This is a genomic window from Allobosea sp. (assembly GCF_030695125.1).
Lineage (GTDB): Bacteria > Pseudomonadota > Alphaproteobacteria > Rhizobiales > Beijerinckiaceae > Allobosea.
This window is the reverse complement of sequence record NZ_JAUYTP010000012.1, coordinates 18,966-39,758: the sequence shown is the minus strand read 5'-3', so window position 1 is coordinate 39,758 and position 20,793 is coordinate 18,966. Positions and strand designations below refer to the sequence as shown.

General features: G+C 68.7%; 28 protein-coding genes. 16 read left to right on the top strand and 12 right to left on the bottom strand.

What is annotated here, in order from left to right:
- Position 1: 1 nt before the first annotated feature.
- The 11 genes from Q8S38_RS03145 to Q8S38_RS03095 all read right to left on the bottom strand — a co-directional run bounded on the left by Q8S38_RS03145 (position 2) and on the right by Q8S38_RS03095 (position 7,614).
- Positions 2–208, bottom strand: a complete 207-nt coding sequence (locus tag Q8S38_RS03145) for a hypothetical protein (protein ID WP_305678974.1) — start codon at positions 206–208, stop codon at positions 2–4.
- Positions 208–720: a thermonuclease family protein gene (locus tag Q8S38_RS03140; RefSeq protein WP_305678973.1), complete on the bottom strand. Its 513-nt coding sequence runs from the start codon at positions 718–720 to the stop codon at positions 208–210. Before Q8S38_RS03140 ends, Q8S38_RS03145 begins: the two co-directional genes overlap by 1 nt.
- Entirely contained in the window at positions 717–1,556 is an 840-nt protein-coding gene (locus tag Q8S38_RS03135; protein WP_305678972.1) for a ParB/RepB/Spo0J family partition protein, read from the bottom strand. The genes Q8S38_RS03140 and Q8S38_RS03135 overlap by 4 nt, the downstream gene beginning before the upstream one ends.
- Positions 1,556–3,751 carry a ParB/RepB/Spo0J family partition protein gene (locus tag Q8S38_RS03130; RefSeq protein ID WP_305678971.1) on the bottom strand — a complete coding sequence of 732 codons (2,196 nt, stop codon included), beginning with the start codon at positions 3,749–3,751 and terminating at the stop codon, positions 1,556–1,558. The genes Q8S38_RS03135 and Q8S38_RS03130 overlap by 1 nt, the downstream gene beginning before the upstream one ends.
- Positions 3,748–4,089 (bottom strand): TSCPD domain-containing protein, encoded by a 342-nt coding sequence (locus tag Q8S38_RS03125; RefSeq protein ID WP_305678970.1) that lies wholly within the window; start codon positions 4,087–4,089, stop codon positions 3,748–3,750. Before Q8S38_RS03125 ends, Q8S38_RS03130 begins: the two co-directional genes overlap by 4 nt.
- Positions 4,086–4,826, bottom strand: coding sequence for a hypothetical protein (locus tag Q8S38_RS03120; RefSeq protein ID WP_305678969.1), 741 nt, complete (start codon positions 4,824–4,826; stop codon positions 4,086–4,088). The genes Q8S38_RS03125 and Q8S38_RS03120 overlap by 4 nt, the downstream gene beginning before the upstream one ends.
- Positions 4,823–5,101 (bottom strand): hypothetical protein, encoded by a 279-nt coding sequence (locus Q8S38_RS03115; RefSeq protein ID WP_305678968.1) that lies wholly within the window; start codon positions 5,099–5,101, stop codon positions 4,823–4,825. The genes Q8S38_RS03120 and Q8S38_RS03115 overlap by 4 nt, the downstream gene beginning before the upstream one ends.
- A gap of 50 nt (positions 5,102–5,151) precedes the next feature.
- On the bottom strand, positions 5,152–5,529 hold the full coding sequence (locus Q8S38_RS03110; RefSeq protein WP_305678967.1) for a hypothetical protein: 378 nt from the start codon (positions 5,527–5,529) through the stop codon (positions 5,152–5,154).
- Positions 5,526–6,287: a hypothetical protein gene (locus tag Q8S38_RS03105; RefSeq protein ID WP_305678966.1), complete on the bottom strand. Its 762-nt coding sequence runs from the start codon at positions 6,285–6,287 to the stop codon at positions 5,526–5,528. Before Q8S38_RS03105 ends, Q8S38_RS03110 begins: the two co-directional genes overlap by 4 nt.
- A gap of 126 nt (positions 6,288–6,413) precedes the next feature.
- Positions 6,414–6,908, bottom strand: a complete 495-nt coding sequence (locus tag Q8S38_RS03100; protein WP_305678965.1) for a hypothetical protein — start codon at positions 6,906–6,908, stop codon at positions 6,414–6,416.
- A gap of 10 nt (positions 6,909–6,918) precedes the next feature.
- Positions 6,919–7,614, bottom strand: coding sequence for a LexA family transcriptional regulator (locus tag Q8S38_RS03095; RefSeq protein ID WP_305678964.1), 696 nt, complete (start codon positions 7,612–7,614; stop codon positions 6,919–6,921).
- 87 nt (positions 7,615–7,701) lie between these two features.
- On the opposite strand from Q8S38_RS03095, the gene Q8S38_RS03090 reads away from it, so the two are divergent.
- Positions 7,702–7,962 (top strand): hypothetical protein, encoded by a 261-nt coding sequence (locus Q8S38_RS03090; RefSeq protein ID WP_305678963.1) that lies wholly within the window; start codon positions 7,702–7,704, stop codon positions 7,960–7,962.
- Between the two features lie 62 nt (positions 7,963–8,024).
- Here Q8S38_RS03090 and Q8S38_RS03085 read toward each other — a convergent pair whose 3' ends face one another.
- A complete protein-coding gene (locus Q8S38_RS03085) occupies positions 8,025–8,276 on the bottom strand; it encodes a hypothetical protein (protein ID WP_305678962.1) in 252 nt (83 codons plus the stop codon).
- Positions 8,277–8,389: 113 nt separating this feature from the next.
- Between Q8S38_RS03085 and Q8S38_RS03080 the strand changes: the two genes are divergently transcribed.
- The 15 genes from Q8S38_RS03080 (at position 8,390) to Q8S38_RS03010 (ending at position 20,784) form a co-directional block, all read left to right on the top strand.
- Positions 8,390–8,950, top strand: coding sequence for a phage regulatory CII family protein (locus Q8S38_RS03080; protein ID WP_305678961.1), 561 nt, complete (start codon positions 8,390–8,392; stop codon positions 8,948–8,950).
- The gene (locus Q8S38_RS03075; protein WP_305678960.1) at positions 8,947–9,486 is read left to right on the top strand and encodes a GcrA family cell cycle regulator; all 540 of its coding nucleotides are present in this window, start codon (positions 8,947–8,949) and stop codon (positions 9,484–9,486) included. The genes Q8S38_RS03080 and Q8S38_RS03075 overlap by 4 nt, the downstream gene beginning before the upstream one ends.
- Positions 9,483–9,749, top strand: a complete 267-nt coding sequence (locus tag Q8S38_RS03070) for a hypothetical protein (RefSeq protein WP_305678959.1) — start codon at positions 9,483–9,485, stop codon at positions 9,747–9,749. The genes Q8S38_RS03075 and Q8S38_RS03070 overlap by 4 nt, the downstream gene beginning before the upstream one ends.
- Entirely contained in the window at positions 9,746–10,366 is a 621-nt protein-coding gene (locus Q8S38_RS03065; RefSeq protein WP_305678958.1) for a hypothetical protein, read from the top strand. The genes Q8S38_RS03070 and Q8S38_RS03065 overlap by 4 nt, the downstream gene beginning before the upstream one ends.
- Positions 10,366–11,685, top strand: coding sequence for a DUF7146 domain-containing protein (locus Q8S38_RS03060; protein ID WP_305678957.1), 1,320 nt, complete (start codon positions 10,366–10,368; stop codon positions 11,683–11,685). The genes Q8S38_RS03065 and Q8S38_RS03060 overlap by 1 nt, the downstream gene beginning before the upstream one ends.
- Positions 11,682–12,389 carry a hypothetical protein gene (locus tag Q8S38_RS03055; protein WP_305678956.1) on the top strand — a complete coding sequence of 236 codons (708 nt, stop codon included), beginning with the start codon at positions 11,682–11,684 and terminating at the stop codon, positions 12,387–12,389. The genes Q8S38_RS03060 and Q8S38_RS03055 overlap by 4 nt, the downstream gene beginning before the upstream one ends.
- Positions 12,386–12,637: an acyl carrier protein gene (locus Q8S38_RS03050; protein WP_305678955.1), complete on the top strand. Its 252-nt coding sequence runs from the start codon at positions 12,386–12,388 to the stop codon at positions 12,635–12,637. The genes Q8S38_RS03055 and Q8S38_RS03050 overlap by 4 nt, the downstream gene beginning before the upstream one ends.
- Positions 12,634–13,107: a hypothetical protein gene (locus Q8S38_RS03045; protein ID WP_305678954.1), complete on the top strand. Its 474-nt coding sequence runs from the start codon at positions 12,634–12,636 to the stop codon at positions 13,105–13,107. Before Q8S38_RS03050 ends, Q8S38_RS03045 begins: the two co-directional genes overlap by 4 nt.
- Positions 13,104–13,979: a DNA adenine methylase gene (locus Q8S38_RS03040; RefSeq protein ID WP_305678953.1), complete on the top strand. Its 876-nt coding sequence runs from the start codon at positions 13,104–13,106 to the stop codon at positions 13,977–13,979. The genes Q8S38_RS03045 and Q8S38_RS03040 overlap by 4 nt, the downstream gene beginning before the upstream one ends.
- On the top strand, positions 13,976–15,775 hold the full coding sequence (locus Q8S38_RS03035; protein ID WP_305678952.1) for a DNA primase family protein: 1,800 nt from the start codon (positions 13,976–13,978) through the stop codon (positions 15,773–15,775). The genes Q8S38_RS03040 and Q8S38_RS03035 overlap by 4 nt, the downstream gene beginning before the upstream one ends.
- Positions 15,776–16,132: 357 nt before the next feature.
- The gene (locus tag Q8S38_RS03030; protein WP_305678951.1) at positions 16,133–16,969 is read left to right on the top strand and encodes a hypothetical protein; all 837 of its coding nucleotides are present in this window, start codon (positions 16,133–16,135) and stop codon (positions 16,967–16,969) included.
- Between the two features lie 64 nt (positions 16,970–17,033).
- The gene (locus Q8S38_RS03025) at positions 17,034–17,684 is read left to right on the top strand and encodes a hypothetical protein (protein WP_305678950.1); all 651 of its coding nucleotides are present in this window, start codon (positions 17,034–17,036) and stop codon (positions 17,682–17,684) included.
- A 178-nt stretch (positions 17,685–17,862) separates the two neighbouring features.
- Positions 17,863–18,435: a hypothetical protein gene (locus tag Q8S38_RS03020; protein ID WP_305678949.1), complete on the top strand. Its 573-nt coding sequence runs from the start codon at positions 17,863–17,865 to the stop codon at positions 18,433–18,435.
- A 23-nt stretch (positions 18,436–18,458) separates the two neighbouring features.
- On the top strand, positions 18,459–20,546 hold the full coding sequence (locus Q8S38_RS03015) for a terminase gpA endonuclease subunit (RefSeq protein WP_305678948.1): 2,088 nt from the start codon (positions 18,459–18,461) through the stop codon (positions 20,544–20,546).
- Between the two features lie 25 nt (positions 20,547–20,571).
- Positions 20,572–20,784, top strand: coding sequence for a hypothetical protein (locus Q8S38_RS03010; protein ID WP_305678947.1), 213 nt, complete (start codon positions 20,572–20,574; stop codon positions 20,782–20,784).
- Positions 20,785–20,793: the final 9 nt, after the last annotated feature.

Below are 20,793 nucleotides of genomic sequence, written 5' to 3'. Positions count from 1 at the left end.
ATCAGAAGGGGATGTCGTTGTCGTGGTGAATGTCGTTGGGGTGGCGATCGCGATAGGCCAGCGTGTAGGCGAGGGCCTCGATCGTGACCTTTGCCAGCGCCAGTTCTGTCTCAAGCCGTTTGTTCCGAGCGATCGATTGCTGCCACCACTGGCGATACTCCTCGCGGTTCGGCTCGCGCTGCTCGGCCTGTGCCTTTCTCCTGGCCATCACTGCGCTCCGCACCAGTAGGCTGTCCGGGCGGCGCGGGCGGCGGCTCCGGTGGACCAGGGCAGAGCGCGGCCTTCCGAGACGAGGACGCCGCCGAGATCGCGGCCGCCGGCCGAGAGGCGGGCGAGGGTGCGGCCGTAGGGGTCCGTGCAGCGGCCCGAAGGCTCGCAGCGATCGACCGTGACCGGGCCGCCGCGCAGCAGCTGGGCGAGGCGTTCCTTCGCCTTCAGGCCGGCCGTGAGTTCGGCTTCGCAATGGGCGTTGCGCGTTTCGGGCGCGTCGATGTTGTAGATGCGGATCCGCTCGGCCGGGTTGCCGGGCAGGGCGACCGTGTCGCCGTCGATCACGACGATCCGGTTGCCGTCCACCGCCTCGGCCCTGGCGACGACAGCGAAAACCAGCGCAAAGCAGCAGATGGCGATGACACCGGCGCCGAACTGGATCAGGCGGGTGCGGCGGATTTCGCGGTGGTATTCGGACGATCCGGCCCAGTCGTCGTTCCGGCGGGTCATGCGGACACCTTTGGCAGCCTGAGGGTACGGCGCAGATAGGTCTCGATCTCCGTCGCCAGCACGCGCCAGCGCAGCGCACCCTTCTGGACGGGCGTGGCCTGCATCCGCTCGAAGGCTGCGGGCAGATCGAACTCGTCGAGGACGTCGAGCTGGTCGGGATGATCGCGCAGAACGGGATCGGACTCGAAGACTGCGCAGTAGGCGGTGATGATGCCGGCGCGGACCATGCCGATATTGCCGTCACTGGTCTTGACGATCGCCTCGAGGGCGGCCGTCAGCGTCTCGTCGCCGTAGAGGTCGGCGAGCTTGTAGATCGTGTTGACGGCCAGGGTTTCGCCGCGGCCCATCTCGGAGGCCGCCTTCATGTCGGCGATCGAGACCCCGGCGCGGTCGCAGATCTTCTGGATGCGCAGCGCCGCCTTGTCGCCGGCCGTGACCCGGGCCTTGTGCAGCACGGCGGGGCGCACAGCGAGCTGGCGCGTGTTGATCTCGGTGAAGGCCTCGGCCTGCTCGGCCTCGTCGACGATGACGACCATGCAGGGCACGGATTTGATGCCGCGCAGCCTGGCGGCATGGCAGCGGTGCTGGCCGTCGATGATCGCATAGAGCCCGCCCTCGACCGGGGCGACGATGACGGGCGCGAAGCGGGACCAGCGAAAGCGCTCGGCAATGCGGCGGATCTGCTGGCGGCCGCGCTGGCTCAACGGCCGCTGGTAGCGATCATCCATGCGCAGCACGTCGAGGCCGAGCCACTGCGTCTGGGGCACCGGGCCGACCTGGGTGGTGAAGGTGATACCGGCGAAGCCTTCGATATCGATGGCGCGGAGCGTTTCCATTACGCGGCCTCCGCCAGATCGGCCGGGCGCCAGCCCTTCTCGGCGGCCGTCTTCACCGCGAGGTCGACGAGCTGGGCCTTGGTCCAGCCGACCGGGGCCGGCTGCTCCATCTCCTTCAGCGCGGCGCGGATCGCCGGAGCCTTCTGCGCGCCGAACCAGGCGGCGGCGTCGAAGCCGGCGGGATCGTCGCCCTCGTCAATGCGACCGTCCTCGTCGCGCCAGATGGCGAGAGCGGCGTCGGCCGCGCTCTGATGCGCTTCCGAGGCCGCGAGATCCGCAGATGCGGTCTCTGGCTCGGCCGGCGTCTCGATCGCCGCGAAGATCTCGCCGCGCAGCAGCGGCGGCAGCCAGCGATGGGCCGTGGCGAGGCGGGTGGCGACGGCGACCAGGTCGCCCTTCTTGAGCTTGGCGTGCTTGGCCGGCTCGTCGCCGCAGTCGGCGATCGCGGCCAGCGCCTCGGTCTTCGGGGCCGCGGTGAAATAGGCGGCTGCGTCGAAGCACTCGACCAGGGCGGCACGATGCGCCTCGAGCGGAAGGGCAAAGCGCAGGTCCGAGACTGCGACCGGGCTCAGCGCCTCCATCGAATTCGCGTTGTTGGCCTTGCTGGTGAAGTCTAGCGCATGGGCGATGGCCGTGGCGACATGCCGGCTCAGGGTCTCCTCATCCCATGCTAACGCCGTGCGAAAAGCGGCGCCGAAGGAGAGCTTCTGACTCTCCCAACTGCGCAGCGGCCAGGGCAGATCGGGCCCGGCGTGTCGGCCGTTGATGTTGATCCGAACCGGCGCGCCATAGGCGACGGCGCTGGCGACGAAGGCTGCCATAGCGATACGCGGCTCGGTGGCGAGAACCTCGGCGGCTGCCATGGTTGCGGTCTGCGCCAGCTCGTCGAGGAGATTGGCCGAGAGCCGCACCGGTTCGGACGCCTCTGCCGTCTCGCCGGCGGTGGCAGGCTGGGGCTTCGGCGCCTGCATCGCGGTGGCCTTGGGCGGCGCCGGGGGGCGCTTGTTATTGAGGTGCCCGCGGATGACGTCGAGGCCGCCTTCGCGGTTGATACGGACGATGACGACGGCCTTGGCGCGCTGCTCGGCCGGCAGGGAGAGCCAGGCGGCGGCGCCCTCGTCGAAGTCATCGCGCTCGTGCTCGAGCTGCACCAGTTCGCGATCGAGCCGGTCGTTCTCCTCCTGCAGCGCGCGGGCTGCGATCGGCAGGTCATCCTCGTCTTCGCAGTTCGACCATGCCTCTTCGAGCGTCGGCTCGATCTCGAGCTGGCGGGCGTGGATCTGGGCGAGGCGGGCTTCGATCTCGCGGATGCGCTCCGGCTTGTCCTCGTCGCGCAGGGCCGGCTTGGGCAGCCGGTCCCAGCCGTGATGGCCATCCGCTTCCTGCTCGGTCAGGCCCTCGGCCCAGCCTTCCTTGGCTGCGAGGCGCTCGGCTTCAGCCTTCAGCTTGTCGCCGGCGAGCCGATGCAGCAGGCCGGCATCGGCGAAGTCGCGCTTCTCGACGAAGAGATCGGCCACGAGTTCGCCGCCGGCTGCGACATAGGCCTCCTCGCCGACGAAGATCGCCATCGGCGCGGTGCCCGGCACGGATTCGCGGGTGAAGGCGCGGCGGATATTGTCCCAGCGCAGCTCCCAGGCCAGCGTCGCCTTGGCGAGATAAGCCGCCTGCTCGGCCGGCGCGACCAGCGTGAAGGCGCGGGCGGAGTCGCCATTGATGCGGCCCTCAAGCCACGCCCTGCGGACGTCCTCGTGCAGCCGGCCTAGGGCCTGGCGCTGCTCGACCTGGCGCAGCGAGATCCCGAAATGCGCCGCGATCTCCTCGTTCGTCTTGCCGCGCTCGGCGAGCTGGACGAAGGCCTCGTATTCCGCAACCGGATGCAAGGGCTTGCGCAGCACATTGGCGGCCAGCGAGATCTCGAAGGCGTCGGCGTCGGGCTCGTCCCCGCGCAGCATGACCGGGACAAAGCCCTGCCAGCGGCCCTCGGCCGTCAGCTGGTGGATCGCCTTCAGGCGGCGGTTGCCGTCGATGATCTCGACGCATTCATCCGCGATCAGCCGGCCGACGAGCGGCTGCAGCAGCCCGTGGGCGGCGATCGACGCGACTAGGTCGGAGACATCCTCGTCGCCCGGGCGGCAGTTGACGGCGGTGCCGGGGATCAGATGCTCCGGCTGGTATTCGTTGGGGTGCTGGCTCATGGGGCCTTGTCCTCTTCTGCGAGCGCGTCGAGCACGGCGCCGATGATGGATTGGGGTTGCTTGGCCTGGTCGCGGGAGACCGAGGCCTGAAGGGCCGAGACCGGCCAGCCGGCCTGCAGTGCGAGCGAAATCATGATGGCCGCGTCGCGGACGATGGCGTGCATGTGCTCGCCCGATTTCGGGCCGGAGACGAAGACCTCGGCAATGCTGCCGCCGCCGGCGCCGACATCCTGCGGATCGGTGTCGAAGCGGCCGATCGTCAGCGTGAACGGCATATGCTGGTATGCGAGCGTGAAGGTCTGGGCGGTGCGGCGGCTGGGTTGACGGCGCGGTGTCATCGGGCGGCCTCGCGCGCCAGCTCGGCGATCGTGCCCGGGTTGGACCGGACCCGCGCGCGGGCGGCGTGGATACGGCTGCTCCAGGTCTCGAAGCGCGTCACCCAGGCCTCGGCGGCCTTGGCGGGTGGCAGGACCTTGATGCGGTGCTTCAGGGCGAGCGGCTTGATCGGCCGCAGCTTCTCGTCCCAGGGGCGCGGCTGCGGGCCGAGCAGATGGTCGCGCTCGGCCAGCAGCAGCTGCAGATCGACATAATGGACACGGTCACGCAGCACGGGCGGCAGCGGCCAGGGCAGGCCGGCCTCGGCATGCAGATAGCGGTCGATCGGCTCGGCGAGCTGCCGGCGCAGGCGCTGGATCGAGAGGCGCGGGCCGGCGGTGTCGCCCAGCGCCAGCCGCGTCTCGTCGAGCGCCTGCTGCAGGGCCGCGAGGAAAGGCGAGGTCTGGTCGCCGAGCGGGCCCTCATGCCCGTCATGGAGCAGAAAGGCCATGGCCAGCGCATCGTCCTGCGTCTGGCCCCAGAGGAAATCGGCGCCGATGCAGCAATGCTGGGCCACCGAATAGAGCATCCCGCTCGGCAACTGGTTGGCGAAGCGGCCGGTGTTGCCGAGCGGGATGGCGATGTCGCGCCGGATGTCGAGCGTGCCGGGCTCGATGACGCGGCCGAGCGTGAGCGCCCGGCCGGAGGCGAGCGGCAGCCAGGGCGCGGCGGCCGCGGAGACGGTGGTGGCGGGCTTCATGTGCCGACCCCTGCGCGAGCATGCCGGCGTTCGGTCAGGCGTTGGGCCATCCCCTCGACCGTATCGAGATCGTCGAGATCGTCGATGTCGAAGGCGGCGTCGCCGTTGAGCGCCTTGGCACGATAGAGCGCGTCGATGAAGAGCGCGCGCGTCGCCTTTATCAGGCCCGGTTCGCGTCCTGCTTCCCTGGCGGCTCGCCTGCGCTCGTCGGCCTGCCGCTGCAGCTCGGCCTCGGCCGGGCCATCATCGGCCGCACGATCAAGCGCGTCGCCCAAGCCGCGGTTATCGGGTTGGTCACGGGGCACGAGAGTTTCCTGAGATCGGATCATCGGGCGGCCTCGCGCAGCTGCGGTTCGCAGGGGCTGGGGCGCAGCGCGCGCAGGCGGCGATGGCTGGCCTCGAGGGTCGAGAGGGCCAGGCGGCGCAGCGCGGGCGTGTCGAGGCCGGCATCGCGATTGCAGATGCGATCGACGATGTTCGGCGACACCACGCCCGCATCGGCCTGGATCAGCGCGACCTGGGCCAGCATCCAGCCTGCCCGGGCCGACAGGGCGAGCGGCCCCTGCGCGATCGCCGGCGGCACGGGTTCGCCGCGCAGCCTCTCGACGAACCAGGCCATGTCGTCGGCGACGGCCTGCAGGCGGCGGATGGCGACGGCGCGCGCCTGCGCCTCGACGGCCGTGAGGGAGAGCGCGTCCATCACGCGACCTCCAGGCCGTCGGCGACGGTTGCGTCCTCGCCGCGCTCGGCGACGCGGGCGGCGAGCAGCTTGGCGGCATGGGGGCCGAGCGAAGCGGCCAGCTCGGCGTGATAGCCGGCGCGGTAGAGGTCGAAGATGTCGGCATAGCCACGATCGATGCGGCCCTGGTCGAGCACATCGACCATGTCGGCGATGACGACGTCGCGGATGCCCTGGCCCAAGCCGTCCGGCTCGATCTTGGCCCGCGCCTCGACGGCATAGGCGCCCCGCAATGCCGTCTGCAATGCGACGACGGGCGAGATGACGACGAGGTTTACCTCGGTCGCGCGGCCGGGCAAGCTGGCATCGGCAACGGGAGAAGCGCCATGGCGGACGACAGCATCCGGAAACTTGTGTGGAGCGGCGTCGTCGGGGAAGGCGACCGCTCCATCGGCTCGATTTACATCAAGACGCATCCGGACCGACTGCCAATGCAGATCGAGATAGACGTAGAGGGTCTGGAAAGCCTCGCGCGGATGCTCGGAGAGACAGCGCGCGAGCTCCGCAGCCGAAAGACTGGGAATTAGCGCTGAGAGCGGCGCCTCCAGCCGCTCGCCGCCGAGGCGGATCAGCAACATCGGATCGCTCTCGACGACCCCTAAATGCAGCAGCAGCTTGCCGGCGAGATTGCGGGCCAGCGCTTCGCCGTGTTTCTCCAGCAGAACGGTGTTGAGGTCCTCGGCCTGGCAGATCGTGCCGGGGATCGGGCGTTCGTGACGCATGGCGGCGCCTCCATCGGGTTGCGATGGGGGAACGCTAAGCGGGTGAATTTACCCTGTCAAGGGTTAAAGGGTATATTTCCGCATATGCCAACCGAGCCGTTGCGTGGCCCAGTGATTCGCGCCGCTTCACGGCCCGGCCAGAAAAGCCTTTTTCCACGAGGCGTAGATCGCGCCCTGCTCGGCAGCCGTCCAGCGCGAGCGACCGCAGGTAAAGGTTTTCATCTCATTGCTATAAGCCGTGGTATTGGCGGGAAAGAGATCGACGGTCGCCGTCCACCACACGCAGGCGTTGCCGAGGGCGACAGGCATGGCGCCGTCGCAGCCCGTCGTCAGGCAATCGGCGATCTTCCACATGCGGTCAGGATACAGCTCGAGTGCCCTGCTGACGGCCAGCAGATCCGATCGCTCTTCACTGCAGCGGCTTGTCGCGTTCGTGCTGCAGGTTCGCACGACCTTGCCAATCTGGTGCGGCGAGACAAGAGGTTCGCCGGCGCCCTGGGCGCCAGCTGCCGTCCAGACATTGAGCGCCACGGCCGACTGTAAAGGCGGGGTCTGAGATTGAACCGGCGCGCCGCTTGCCAGTAATCCGAAGGCAAATGACACAATCCAGCAGCGCTTCATGATGACCTCGTCATATCCCGAACAGTTCGTTCATCGTCAGCACCTTGTGAATGCTGACGACATATTGCGCATCGAATTCGATCTGGGCCGCCGGATTGAGCTGCGCCACGAGGATCTTCGATGACGAGCGGCGTACCAGTGTCTTGATGAAGGATTCGTAGGGGCCGTCGGGCGTATAGCGGGCCGTGATAGCGACGGTGTCGCCGACATTGGGGTGTTTGAAGGCGCTGACGAAGCGCAGCTCGCCCGGCTTGTGCTCCGGGACCATCGAATTGCCTTCGACATAGAGGGCATAGACACCCTTGGTATTCGCCAACCCCGGCGGCCGCGCCACGTAATCCACTACGCCACCCTCGAACTGGAACGCGCCGGCCATCGACCCGGCAATGGTACCCCTGACCTCGATGTCCTTTAGGAGGTTGGACCGGTAGGGATAGTCAACGTCGGCAGGGCGGCTGTTGGGTATCGGCCGACCCTCCAATAGTGGTGGCACGGGATCGCCATCGCCATCCATCAACCACTCGACCGAGCACTCCAGGCCAGAGGCCACCTTGCGGATCGTGTCCGCGCGCGGGTTCTTGGTCCGGCCATTGATGATGTCGCGGAGCAAGTCCTTGTTATCGCTGATTTTCAGCGAAACGGCGGTGGCGTTGGTGCCGAGGTGTTCGAGGCGCTCCTCGATCCTCAGGGCGAGCGGTGTCTTCATGTCGGGTAAAATACCCCGCTGGGAGAAAGCCGTCTCTGCGGAAATACCGCCTTGACGAGAGGGTAAATTTCCGCATAGCGTCGCGCCATGCTGACGTTGACCGACCAGATGCTGACTGTCGCCAAGGCCTATTGCGAGGCGCTGGGTGTGACGTTGTCCGTTGCCAGCCGGCGAGCCTTCGATGAGTCGAAGCTGCTTGTCGATCTCGACCGCGGTCATTCGTCACCCACCCTCAAACGGTCCGACCGCGCATTGCGCTGGTTCTCCGACAATTGGCCCGAAGGCCATGCCTGGCCATCTGACGTCCCGCGCCCGGTGCCGACCGATACCGCCGAGAGGGCCGCGTGATGACAATCCAACCTGGTGCGAACGATGGCGGGATCTGGCGGCGCATCTCTGAGGTGCCGTGGTCATGCGCGAACGAACCGGTTGATGACGTCGAAACTCGTCCGAGCCGCCTCGAACATCTGCAGCGCCCGTTCGCGGGTTTCAGGGGAGAGTTCCGTCAGGGCTTCGGCTTCCACCTTCGCCAAATGGCGCTCGGCTTCCGCGAGCAGCTTCCGGCTGTTGGCCTTTTCGCGAAGCAGCAGCGTGACCAGGATCTCAAGCGCGAGCAACCGCCCCGGCACCTGCACTTCAATATCGTCCATCGGGTTTGCCATCTGATCCGCCTCCTTTTGCGGCGGCCGGGCTCCGGCCCTCCGCCCTGATCTGACCGGGCCACCCTGACGCACCATCACTCTGCCGTCGCCTTGAAAAACAGGGAGGATTTCACGTGGACTTTTCCAGCCTCGACACGGCAGAGCCGGGCTTCCTCCTCCTCAAGCGCGCGAGCCGCCTTCTGATCAAGGCGGCAGGCGGGCTGCAGGCCGCCGGCGAGATCACCGGGCGCAGCCATGAGCAGATGCGCCGCTATGGCGACCCGGTCAGCCCCGAGTCGCTGCCGGTGCATCTGGCGATGCGGCTCGAGGCCGAATGCGGCCAGCCCTATGTGACGCGCGCGCTCGCCGAAGCGTCCGGCCACGCGCTGCGGCCGATGCAGGGCCGGGGCAGCGATGGTGGTCTGCCGCTTGCCTTCGCCGAGGCGACGATGGCCGGGGCCGAGTTCCACCGCGAGGTGGCGCTCGCCAAGGCCGACGGCGTCATCACGCCCAATGAAGAGAACGCGATCGCGAGGGCCGGCGCCAAGGCGCAGGCCGCGATCGGGACCGTGCTGGCGGTCGTGGCCGGTGCCGCGCCGCCCGTGCCGCCGCCGGCTTCGCCGGATGCGACGCCGGCGCAGGACGGACAGGTTTCGCGTCCCGTCCTGCGCTCGGTCGGCGAGGCCGGACGATGAACCCGCCGCCGCTCTGGACCGAGGAGCGCGTCGCCCGGTTGAAGGCCCTGCTCGAACGGGGTTTAAGCGCAGGCGAGATCGCGGAGGAATTGGGTGACGTCTCGCGCAACGCGGTCATCGGCAAGGTGCATCGGCTGGGCCTCGCCTTCACGCGCGGCTGGGGGATGCACGAGACGCCGGCAGAAGCCGCCGCGCGCAATCTGCGGCCGGCGCCGCCCAGGGTTCCGCGACCTGAAAAAGCCGCGCCGGCCGAGCCGCCGGTCGACCCGACGCCGAAGGCCTGGCCGAAACCGGCCGGGCCTGAAGCCGTCGACATCATCGGGCTGAAGGCCGGGCTCTGCCACATGCCGCTCTGGGGGATCGAGGCGCGCAGCGGGCTCTATTGCGGCAAGCCGGTTCGCGCCGAAGGGCAGCGCTGGTGCGCGGCCTGCGCCCAGCTGGTCTATGAGCGCCGGCCGATCCGCCAGCAGGAGGAGCTCAACGCCGCGCGCTCGCGCCGGGCGAAGCAGCTAAGCCGGGACGGGGCCTTCGCATGAACGCGACCCCGCTCTCCTTCGACGAGATCGCCGCCCGGCTGCGCACCGCCGCGCTCGGCGAGACGATGGCGCTGAACCAGCTCGAATTGCTGGTGGCGCAGAGCCCCAGCGAGGATCCGACGCTGCGGCGGCTGACGATCGGCGAGACGCTGCGCCAGGCGCAGGCCCTGGCGAAGGCGAGCGAGATCGCGCTGGCGCTGGCGCGCAACCCCGAGATCGCGATCGGGTTGGGCCTGGTCGTCAGCAGCGAGGGGCTGTCGTGAACGTGCCCGTTTCGTTTCGTGCCCAGGTCAAGGCGCTGGCCCTGAAAGGCCAGTCGCCGCGCGATATCTCCAAGGCGCTGTCGCGCTCGGCGGCGGCCGTGCAGCGCATGCTCTACAAGCTGCGCAACGCCGGCGAATTGCCGCCGCCGGAGATGATCGACCCGGCTTCGCTGCCCGGGCGGGTGCTGGCCCTGATCGAGGCCGCCGGCGAGGCGGGGCGCAGTGCGGCGGCGCTGCAGGCCGAGCTGGTCTGCGCGCCACCTGATCTGCGCCGCGCGCTGCGCCGGCTCTGCGAGCTGGAAGCCGCCCGCGAGGATCCCGATGCGCGCTTCCGGTCCGTCCAGGTCGCGCCCGCACCGGTGGCGACGGAGGCGCGCCCGTCCAGCGCGGTCGAGGACATCGTCGGCCATGCGCTGCTGATGGCGGTGAGCGGGCAGCGCTCGCGCGCGGTCGTCTTCCTCGAGCGCGCCTGCGGGCGGCTGCCGCCTGGCAAATTCCAGCTCTATGCCGAGAACTGGCGCGCGATCGCAGCCCTGCTCGCCGCGCCCGAAACCCGCAGCGCCGATGGGCGCCTGCGCGGCTATGGCGGCGGCTTCGATATGGCGGGGCGCGGCTGATGGCGGCGATCGCCCACAAGCCGGACCCGGCTTTCGACGCCTGGGTCGATCGCGCCAAGGCGATCTCGACGCTGAACGCGGCGTTCAAGTTCGGCTTCTCGCCGAAGGGCTCGGCCGGGCGGACGACGCGCGCGACGGGGGAGATCGCCGGGCCGTGCCCACGCTGCGGCGGTGTCGACCGCTTTTCGGTCAACGCGACCACGGGCTTGTGGAACTGTCGCGGCGCGGGCAAGGGCGGGGCGGATGCGATCAGCCTCGCGCGGTACCTCCTGATCGACGCCAGCTTCCTCGAGGCCGTCACCTTCCTGACAGGCGAACCGAAGCCCGGGCGGCCGGCGACGGAGCCGACCGCGGAGGAGATCGCGGCGCAAGAGGCGGCGTTCGCGCAGCGCAAGGCCGATGACGAGGCGGCGCGGGCGAAGACCGAGCGGGCCAACAACCAGTTTCGGGAGGATGAGCGCCGGCGCTGCCATGCGCTCTGGCGCGCGGGGGAGCCGGCGCCGGGTTCGCTGGTCGAGGCTTATCTGAGGTGGCGCTGCATCCCCGGCGTGCCCGCCGGCGCCAAGCTCAGGCTGCACCGCGAGATCCGCCTGCGCCACCCGGCCGGGAGGGACGGGGCGATCGTCTGGACGGGGCCGGCGATGCTGGCGCCGATCGCCGGCAATGACGGCCGCTTCATCGGGCTGCACATGACCTGGCTGGACCCGGCGCTCGCGGATGGCGGCCTGCCGGCGCAGGCCAAGGGCAAGCTCGTCCTGGTCGTCGATGGCGAGCGGCTCGACGTCAAGCGCTCGCGCGGGACGAAGCAGGGCGGGCATCTGGTGCTGGTGCCGGCGCCGTCGGGCCGCGTCACGCGGATCGTCATCGGCGAGGGCATCGAGACCGTGCTGTCGGTCTGGGCTTCGATGGTCGAGGCCGGAGAAGACCTCTCGACGACGGAATTCTGGTCCTCGATCGATCTCGGCAATCTCGGCGGCAAGGCGGTGGCTTCGATCGCCCATCCGACACGGAAGAAGGCCGACAAGGCCGGGCGGCTGTTCCCCGTGCGGGTGGGCGGGCCGGAGCCCGACATCAGCGACCCGAGCCGGTCAATCGCCATCCCCGACGGTGTCGACCAGGTGCTGATCCTCGCGGACGGGGACAGCGACCGCTTCACGGTCGAGATGACGGTCGCCCGCGCCTCGGCCCGCTGGGCCCGGCCGGGCCTGACCGTGCGCGTGGCCTGGCCGGAGGATGGCGGCGACTTCAACGACATGCGGATCCGGCTCGTGCGGGAGCGCGAGCGGGTGGCTGCGGAGCGGGAAAGGGAAGAGGCATGAGCATTGAGATCTCGCCGAGCGGCTTGAAGCCTCGGCCTATGGACAGCGCTCCCAAAGACCACACCTGGGTCCGGCTGCTCGTCGATTATTCCTGCGTCGAGTTCGACGCCCGACCGATCGAGGACAGCGCCGAGCCGAGTTGGACGATCGGCTACAACGGCGAGGATCACACGGGTGAGCCCGGCTGGACCTGGATGGGCTGGGACTGGTCGCACGATAGGATCGTCCAGACGCGCGCCGGTGTGCCAATCGGCTGGCTTCCCTTTCACGGGGAGGTGGCGATTCAGCCTGACTTCGTCCTGTTGCCTAAAACGCCGACGCCCGCCGAAATTGATGAGATGTATCGGCAGATGGCGACGCCCGGGCCGATCATGCTTGTTGACGACCCGCTGCGCCCTGCCATCCGTGACATCGCCGCGGAAAGGCTCCGGCAGATCGAGGCCGAAGGCTGGTCGCCCGATCACGACGATCGGCACTTCAAGGGCGAACTGGCGAGGGCGGCCGCCTCCTATGTCCTGCCTGCTCGTCATCGAGAGGGTGGCTTCGCCGACGGCGTCAACATCATCAAGCTGCTTTGGCCTTGGGGCTGGGATTGGTGGAAGCCGACCAGCCGCCGCCGCGACCTGGTCAAGGCCGGCGCCCTGATCGTCGCCGAGATCGAGCGGCTGGACCGCGCCGCCGCCAAGGCGGGAGCCGCGTCATGAGCGTCATCCCGCAGGACATCGTCGACGCGATCCGCGCCCAACTCGGCAGTGACGACAGTTTTACGCGCGAGACGCTTTTGCAGGCGGATCTCGGCCTCGACAGTCTCGACGAGGTCGAGATCGTCGTGCGGCTCGAAGGCAAGCGTGGGATCGAAGTGCCTGACGGTGTCCTCGACAGCATGAAGACCGTCGGCGACCTCGTCGCAGCCATCGAGGGCGTTGCCCCCAGTGCGGGAGCGGTGTCATGAGCAGCCCCGTCACCCTCGATTCCCTGGCCCGGGGCCTGTATGAGGCGCGCTTTGCCGACGAGCCGAAGCGCTGCGTCACGCCCTGGGAGCAGCTTCCGTCGGAGGCCATCGCCGTCTGGCATCGCTGCGCCCGCACCGCGATCGCGCGCTGCGGGCCTGGGCTGGCTGATCTGGGCGGGCATGTCTGGGAGGGCGGCATCACCGAGGACGGTCTGCCCTGGGCGGTCTATGTCTATGGCCACCACGACCCGGCCGCCTTCGCGAGCCCCGCCTATCGCCAGCGCATGGCGCGCGAACTCGAGCGGATGGGCTGCGAGGACCCGTTCGAATGGCTGGGCCACAAGCCGGCCGAGCAGCTGTGGATCTACGATTCCAGCGAGGACCCGGACGAGCCCGACGAGTTCGGCCTGCTGTTCTGCCCGGCTGAGCAGCCCGGCGCGATCGCGATCACGGGGGTACGGTTTCCGTGAGCGAACCGTCTCGGGCCGTGCTGCGCTGGCATGGCGGCAAATGGCTGCTGGCGCCCTGGATCATCGCGCATTTGCCGCCGCACCGCGTCTATGTCGAGCCCTTCGGCGGGGCCGCCTCGGTGTTGCTCCGCAAGCCGCGCGCCTATGCCGAGATCTACAACGATCTCGACAGCGAGCTGGTGAACCTTTTCCGGGTGCTGCGCGGACCGCGCGCCTCTGAGCTGATCGACCAGCTGCGGCTGACGCCGTTTGCGCGCGAGGAGTTCTTCGCGGCCTATGAGCCGAACCTCGACCCTGTCGAGTGCGCGCGGCGCATGATCATTCGCAGCCTGATGGGCTTCGGCTCGACCGGCGCCATGGGCCGCTCGACCGGCTTCCGGGCCAATAGCAACCGCTCCGGCACCACGCCGGCGCATGACTGGGCGAACTATCCCGACCTCTTGCCGGAGATCGTGCAGCGCGTGATGGGCGTCGTCATCGAGCAGCTCGACGCGCTTGACGTGATGCGGCGGCACGATGGGCGCGAGACCCTGCATTATGTCGACCCGCCCTATGTCCATGAGACGCGCTCGGGCGGCAACCCACACTGCGCCAAGCACCGATATCGCCATGAACTCGACGACGCGGGCCATGAGGCCCTGCTCGCCGGCCTGCGCGAGCTGTTGGGCATGGTTGTCATCTCCGGCTACCCGCACCCGCTTTATGAGCGCGCGCTCGCCCGCTGGCGGCGGGTCGAGCGCGTGGCGCTGGCCGATGGCGCCCGCGAGCGCACCGAGGTGCTCTGGATCAACCCTGCGGCGGCTGCCGCGCTCGACCGACACGCTGGCGGCCGCGGTACGCCGCTCTTCCCGTCGCAGGGTGATGCAGCGTGACGGCTTCCGACGATACGCCTTCCGACGATCCTATCCTCGGCGCGGTCCAGGCCGCGGCGCCGGTCTCCTCCGCGCCTCCTCCCGATCGTGCCGACGATGGCGACAGCGAGGGGCATGACGATGGCGAGGCGGAGCGTCCGCAGCTCGGCGCCGAGGAATGGGCGCTGATCAAGCAATGCGTCGCGCAAGGGACCCATGACATTGGCAATTCCCGGCGCTTCCGCTTCCGCTGCGGGACGGCGGTGATCCATATCCAGAATGTCGGCTGGCACGTCTATGACGGGCGCCGCTGGATCGAGGACATCGACGGCGTCCACATCACCCCGCTGGTTCACAGGACTGTCGAGGCGATCGCGCTCGAGGCGCATCTGATCGAGCCGACCGAACGCGAGGCGGCCTCAATCGAGGCCGGCGACGCCGCCCAGGCGATGAAGGATTCGGTCAACTGGGCCGAGGCCGGCGAGGCCGACAAGGCGCAGCTGCCCGAGCTGAACCGGCTGATCGCGGCCGGATCGCGCGCCCGCAAGGCCGTGATCAACCGCAAGGCGCAGCGCCGGCGCTTCGCCAACTCGGCCTGCAACACCGGCAAGATCGACGGGATGCTGAAGCAGTCGATCGGCTTCCTGTCCAAGCCGCTGGCGGAGTTCGATGTCGATCCGCTCGCGCTGAACCTCGAGAACGGGACGCTGCGTATCGTCGTCGCGGAGACCGAGGACGAGGAATCGGACCCCGACGATCCGCGCTTCATCCGCGAGGTCTCGATCGAGATGGCGGAGCACCGGCGCGACGACTGGATCTGCAAGCTGGCGCCGGTCGCGCATGATCCCGAAGCGACCTGCCCGGTGTTCGACGCGTTCCTGGCGCGCATCCTGCCCGAGCCGTCGATCCGCGACTACATGCTGCGCTATCTCGGCTATGCCCTGACCGCGCTGACGATGGAACAGGTCTTCGTGCTGCTGCATGGCGAGGGCCGCAACGGCAAATCGACGCTGGTCGACATCGTCTCCCGCATCGCCGGCGACTATGCGACCTCGCTGCCGATCGCGACCCTGACGGGCGAGGACCGGCGCAAGGGCGCGGAGGCGACGCCCGATCTGGTGCGGACGCCCGGCGCGCGCCTTGTGCGCGCGGCCGAGCCGAAGGAAGGCATGGCCTTCGACGAGAGCCTGATCAAATCCCTGACCTCGGGCGAGCCGATCCTGGTGCGCCGGCTCAACCACGAGTTCAACGAGGTCTATCCCAAGTTCAAGCTGCTGATCTCGGCCAACCGCAAGCCGGTGATCAAGGGCAATGACGACGGCATCTGGCGCCGTGTCGTGCTGATCCCCTTCGAGGTGCAGATCCCCAAGGACGAGATCGACAAGAAGCTGCCCGACAAGCTCTGGGCCGAGCGCGCCGGCATCCTCAACCGCCTGCTCGCCGGCCTTGTCGACTTCCTGCAGCGCGGGGCCCTCGACCCACCCGCCGCAATCCAGGCCGCGAGCCAGGAGTATCGCGACGAGAGCGACCAGATGGGCGCCTTCGTCCGCGAGGCGCTGATCGTCACGCGCGAGCCCCACGACACCGAGACCGCCGGCGCGCTCGTCGATGCCATGACGGCCTGGTGTCGCAAGGCCGGCCTGACGCCGTTCAAGCCCAACACCATCACCAGGCGGCTGCCGAAGACCGCGCACGACTTCGGCTTCGAGAAGGCCAAGTCGTCGACCTCGATCTATGTCGGCGTGCGAATCCGCGACGAGTTCAAGGCCTCCGACGAGGACGGCCGCTGGCCCTCGCGCACCCATCGCGACGACTGACGGGAGGCTAGGGAGGGTAGCTTTCGCTCCGGCGGCTACCCTCCCAAAAGGGGCGCGGGGAAAAAGGCCGCGATGTCAACAGGTTGGCTGATGGCGCGGGAGGCTAGGGAGGCTAGGGAGGGTAATCGGCTATGCCCGCACGCGCGTATTGAGGGGTGAATGGGGGACTGGGCCGCGATGACGGGAAACCGTGTTTTTTGTGGCCTCATAGCCTTTTACCCTCCCTAGCCTCCCTACACTCCCAAACGAGAGAAAAAGAACAAAGAGAAGAATGGGTTAGAGGTTCGGTGGCCTTGGGAGGCAAGCGTTTTTGCGCAGAGCTACCCTCCCTAGCCTCCCAAAACGGGGATTGAGCGGATGAAGACGATCGGGATCGAGGCCTTCCTGACCTGGGCCTATCGGGACGAGCTGCCGAAGGCCGAAGCCGGCGCGCAGATCTCGCTTGTCGGCTCGCTGGGCGGCGAGATGACCGGCGGTTGGGACGCGGTGTCGCGACAGGGCGAGCTGATGGCGGAGACGGTCCGCGACGGGCGGGTCAACAGCTTTGGCGTGCTGCCGCTCTCGATCGACTGCGGGCCGCCGCATCCGGACGCGCTGGTCGCGCATGCGGCGGTGTCGGCGCTCGACCGCTGGGAGATCGGCCTGCCGGAGGATTGGGATCCGCTCGCCGACATGCATCTCAGCGAGGCGGACCGGCGCGACGCGGTCGCCCGGGCGATGCCGCGCATCGTCGTCGGCCGCGAGGGCGTGGCGCGCTTCCGCCAGCGCCCGGCCGAGCTGGTGCGCCATCACGCCATCATGCGCAGCGCGCCGGGCTGGGAGGCGCAGGCCCCGGTGTCGAAGTTCGTGACGGGCCCGACCGGCAATCCCGCATGGTTTCGGCGCGTGACAGTGACCGAGGGGATGACGACCTTTGAGCGCGAGGTCGATGGTTTCAACCCGCGTACTCGGCGGCCCTGGCCCGGCGCCTACAAGAAGACCTATCTCGACCCCGACCCTGCCTTTGCTGCGGCGGACCGGGCGGAATACGAGATCTGGCACGCGGCCTTGGCGCAGGTTGCCGAAACGCTTGAGACGGCGGGTCTGGCTGGGCATCGCGTGCTGCATCCGGCCCGCCCGGCCCGGCCCTGGGAGGGGGGGGGAGATGCTGCTCGGCCTCCGTTGACTGCGACCTTCGCTTTACATACCCCTTGAAGCGTCAAATTCCGTCCGCCGCCCGGGTCACTCCCGAGGCGGCGTTTTCATTGGGAGCGCAGGGATGGTGAAGCCGATCCTCCTGCGCTGCGACGGCCGGGATTACCGGGCGCTGGGCAACCTCTATGCCGCTGCCGGCAAGCGCGCCCCGCTCGCGGTGACACGGGCTGTCCGACGGAAGGGTGAGCGGGCGTTCGGTCTCATGACCCGCGAGATGCGCACCTTGCTGGGCCTGCGGCTGAAGGACGTTCGGCGCCGGCTCGGTCGCAAGATGATCTCGAAGAGCAGCTTCGAAATATCGGCGCGTGGGCTCATCCGGCTTGAGTACTTCAACACCGTCCAAACGCCGTCGGGCGTCAAGGTGCCCGGGGTCGACGAGAGTTGGATCATGGGCAAGGACGATCTCAAAATCGCTTTCCAGGCGAAAAAGGGAAAGCCAGCGAACCAGCCCGGCAATGCGGCCAAGCGGCGCGGCACTCTCGGAGGTCGCATCGTCTACGGTGTCGGCAAAGGCAGACGAGAGGGCTTTCGCTCTGTTATGGGCGTCATGATCCCGGCCGCGTTTGTCGATTCTCGCGTTCAAGGCCACTTCAACAAGGCCGCCGCCGAGCTGCCAGCCGAGCTTGCGCATCAGCTTTGGGTCGTCACCGAAGGCATCGACATCGCCGCCAGCCGGGCGCGGTCGGCGCGCACCGGTCGCGCGTGGCGACTGTGAGGCCGCCCGCCGCGCGCGACGGCGGGCGGGGCGGCTCGCGCGGGGTGGAGCGGTCGAAATGTTTCACGCAAATGTTTCACGGGTCCTCCCTGGGGCTTCCACCCCCTGCGGGTAAGAATGCCCGCGGGATTTCTCTAGTGGCCCGGTTGCGTAACCCGATGCACGGATCTTCACGGAAATGAGCGGCGATGCACGCTTCGTGTCCGTGTCGAAGGCGGCGGAGATCGTCTCGGCCTCGGAAGGCCAGCGCGTCGATCGCTCGACGCTCTCGCGCTACATCAAGCGCTACGCCTCCGACTTCGCCCCCAGGCGCGAGGGCCGCGAGACCCTGATCGACGTCAACGCCCTGCTCGAGCACCGGACCGTCAACATCCGGGTCGAGCGCGGATCGGCCGCCCCTTTCAAGGCGGACGTCAAGGTCGCGTCGACCAAAGAGCGCAAGGGCGAGATCGACGTCCGCATCGCGGAGATCGAGCTCGAGCGCGAGGAAGAGAAGCGCGCCCGGGAGCGCGGCGAGATCATCTACGTGGCCGACCTGGCTGCCGCGGCGGAAGCCGCCATCAAGGCCTTCGGTGCGGCGCTCGACGAAGCCGAGAGCGACGCCGCCGAGGACATCGCCCGCCGCACGCGCTCGGAGGCCCGCCATGTCAGGCCGGGGCTGCGGACGCTGAAGCGATCCGCCCTGGAAGCCTTCACCCGCGCCCTGACCCGGGTGCTGCCGTCGTCGGAGGTCGACACACCGTCAGCGTGAGGACTGCGCCTGCATGAGGACCGATGACGGACCTGGCTAAAGCCGCCAGCTCGCGGGCCGGGCGGATCCTGTATGCGGCGCTTCTCGGGGCCGCCCGGCCGGAGAAGGAGCTGACGGTCTCCGAATACGCCGACGACTATCGCGTAGTCTCGGCGGAATCGGGCTCGCCCTGGGCGGGCGAATGGAAGACGTCGCGGATGCCCCATCTGCGCGAGCCGATGGACTGCCTGCATCCCGACCACCCGGCCAAGGTGATCCCGCTGAAGTGGGCGGCGCAGCTCGGCAAGACCGAGATCGGGGTGAACTGGTTCGCCTTCATCGTCGATCGCGCGGCTGGCCCGGTGCTGACGATGCTCCCCTCGCTCGACGAGGCGATCAAGTACAACCGCGTCAAGCTGCAGCCGACGATCGACGCCTCGCCCCGGCTCCGGCTGCGGATCAAGGCCGAGAACAGCCGCGACGAGGCTGCTTCGACAACCGCGTTCAAGCGCTTCTCCGGCGGCTTCAACCAGATCGTCACGGCCTCCTCGTCGAAGGGCCTGCAGATGATCTCGATCCGCTACCTGATCGCGGAAGAGATCACGAACTATCCGTTCGATACGGACGGCCGCGGCGACCCGCTGCAACAGGCCTATGCCCGGCAGAAGGCCTATACCGGCAACCAGAAGAGGCTTCTGTCGAGCACGCCGGGCCACCGTGCGACGTGCCGCATCAGCGCCTATTACGAGGCGGGCGATCGGCGCCGGCGCTATGTGCCCTGTCCGCATTGCGGCACCTTCCAGGTGCTGACATTGGCGGCGCTGCAGCCGCCCTCCGAAAGCACCGCCTTCATGGCGAGCTTCAGCTGCCTGTCCTGCGGCGGCATCATGGAGGAGCACCACAAGCCTGAGATGCTTTCGAGGGGCGAGTGGATATCGACACGTCCGCTGCCGTCCGACGATCCCGAAGCCGCTCCCGCCGCAGTGCCGGACCTCATTCCCGCGAGCGACATGGACCGCTACCGGTGCCTGCCGCTCGAAGGCCGCTGCCGGGAATACGAGCCGAGCTGGGCGCTCTGGACGGCCTATTCGCCGGCCGAAACCTGGCAGTCGCTTTGGCTTTCCTGGGAAGAGGCCAAGGCCTCGCCGGTCACGCTGAAGACCTGGACGCAGCAGACGCTGGGTGAAGCCTGGGAGGACGGCGCCGCCGAGGTCGAATACGAGCGGCTGCACGGCGCGCTGGAGGAGATCACGTCCGGCCTCGCCACGATCGAGCACCCGGTCTGGGTCGGCTTCATCGACTGCCAGGGCGATCGCCTCGTCTGGGCCGTCTGGGCCTTTGGCCCGATGACGCAGGGCGTGCTGATGGCCCGCGGCGTCATCCCGCACGCGCCGGAAACGCCGGAGGCCGTCGCCGGCATCGACGAGCTGCTCTCGCGCAGCTGGCCGGCCAACACCGGCGGCGTCGTCGAGGTCGCCCGTTGGGGCATCGACTCGTCGAACTGGTCTAACTGGGTGCGCGCCGTCGCCGCCGGTCGCGGCCACCGCCTCTGGGCGATGGAGGGCGCGGAAAAGAAGACCGCACCGATCCTGGGCACGCCGAAGCGGCTCGCGATCAAGGACAAGTTCGGGCGCACGCTGTCGAAGGCCCTGGTCTATCCGACCGGCGTCTTCGACCTGAAGCACACGGTCTATCGCGGCCTGCGCCAGTTCGTGGCCGGTCCGCTCGAAAGCGGGGCCTTTCTGCCCGGCACGCTGCGCCTGCCGCGGGACCTGGTCGACGAGGCCTATTGCCGCGAGCTAACCGCCGAGGTCTGCATCGACCCGGCCCAGCAGGCCAAGGGCAACGCCCGCCGCAAGCTGCACGAGAAGCCCGGCGACAACCGCATCTGGGTCAAGCGCGCCGGCTGGGCCAACGAGGCACTCGACATCGCCGTCGGCTGCCGGGCGCTCGCCTTCTCGCTCGGTGTCGACACCATGGGCCCGGCCGGCTGGGCCAAGTGGCGCGAGCGCCTCGCCCCGCCGGAAGGCATGGCCGATCTCTTCGACGCGCTACCGCCCGGCCAGGTCAAGCCGGCGCTGAAGCCCAACGACATGTTCGCGCGGCTCGCCGCGCTCAACAACCAAGACTGAACCGACAGCCCTTATGGAGCACACCGTGCCGACCGATGCAGAGATCCTCGCGAATCTGGAGGCGGAGCGGGACCGCGTCCTGCTCGGCGAGCGGGCGTCGTCCGTGATGGTCACGCCCAACGGCCACAAGACCGACTTCGTCGCGCCCGACCTCAAACGGCTCGACGCGCGAATCGAGGACGTCAAGGCGAAGGTCGAGGGCCGTCCCCGCCGCGGCGCGATCGGCTTCACCTTCTGATGCGGCCCT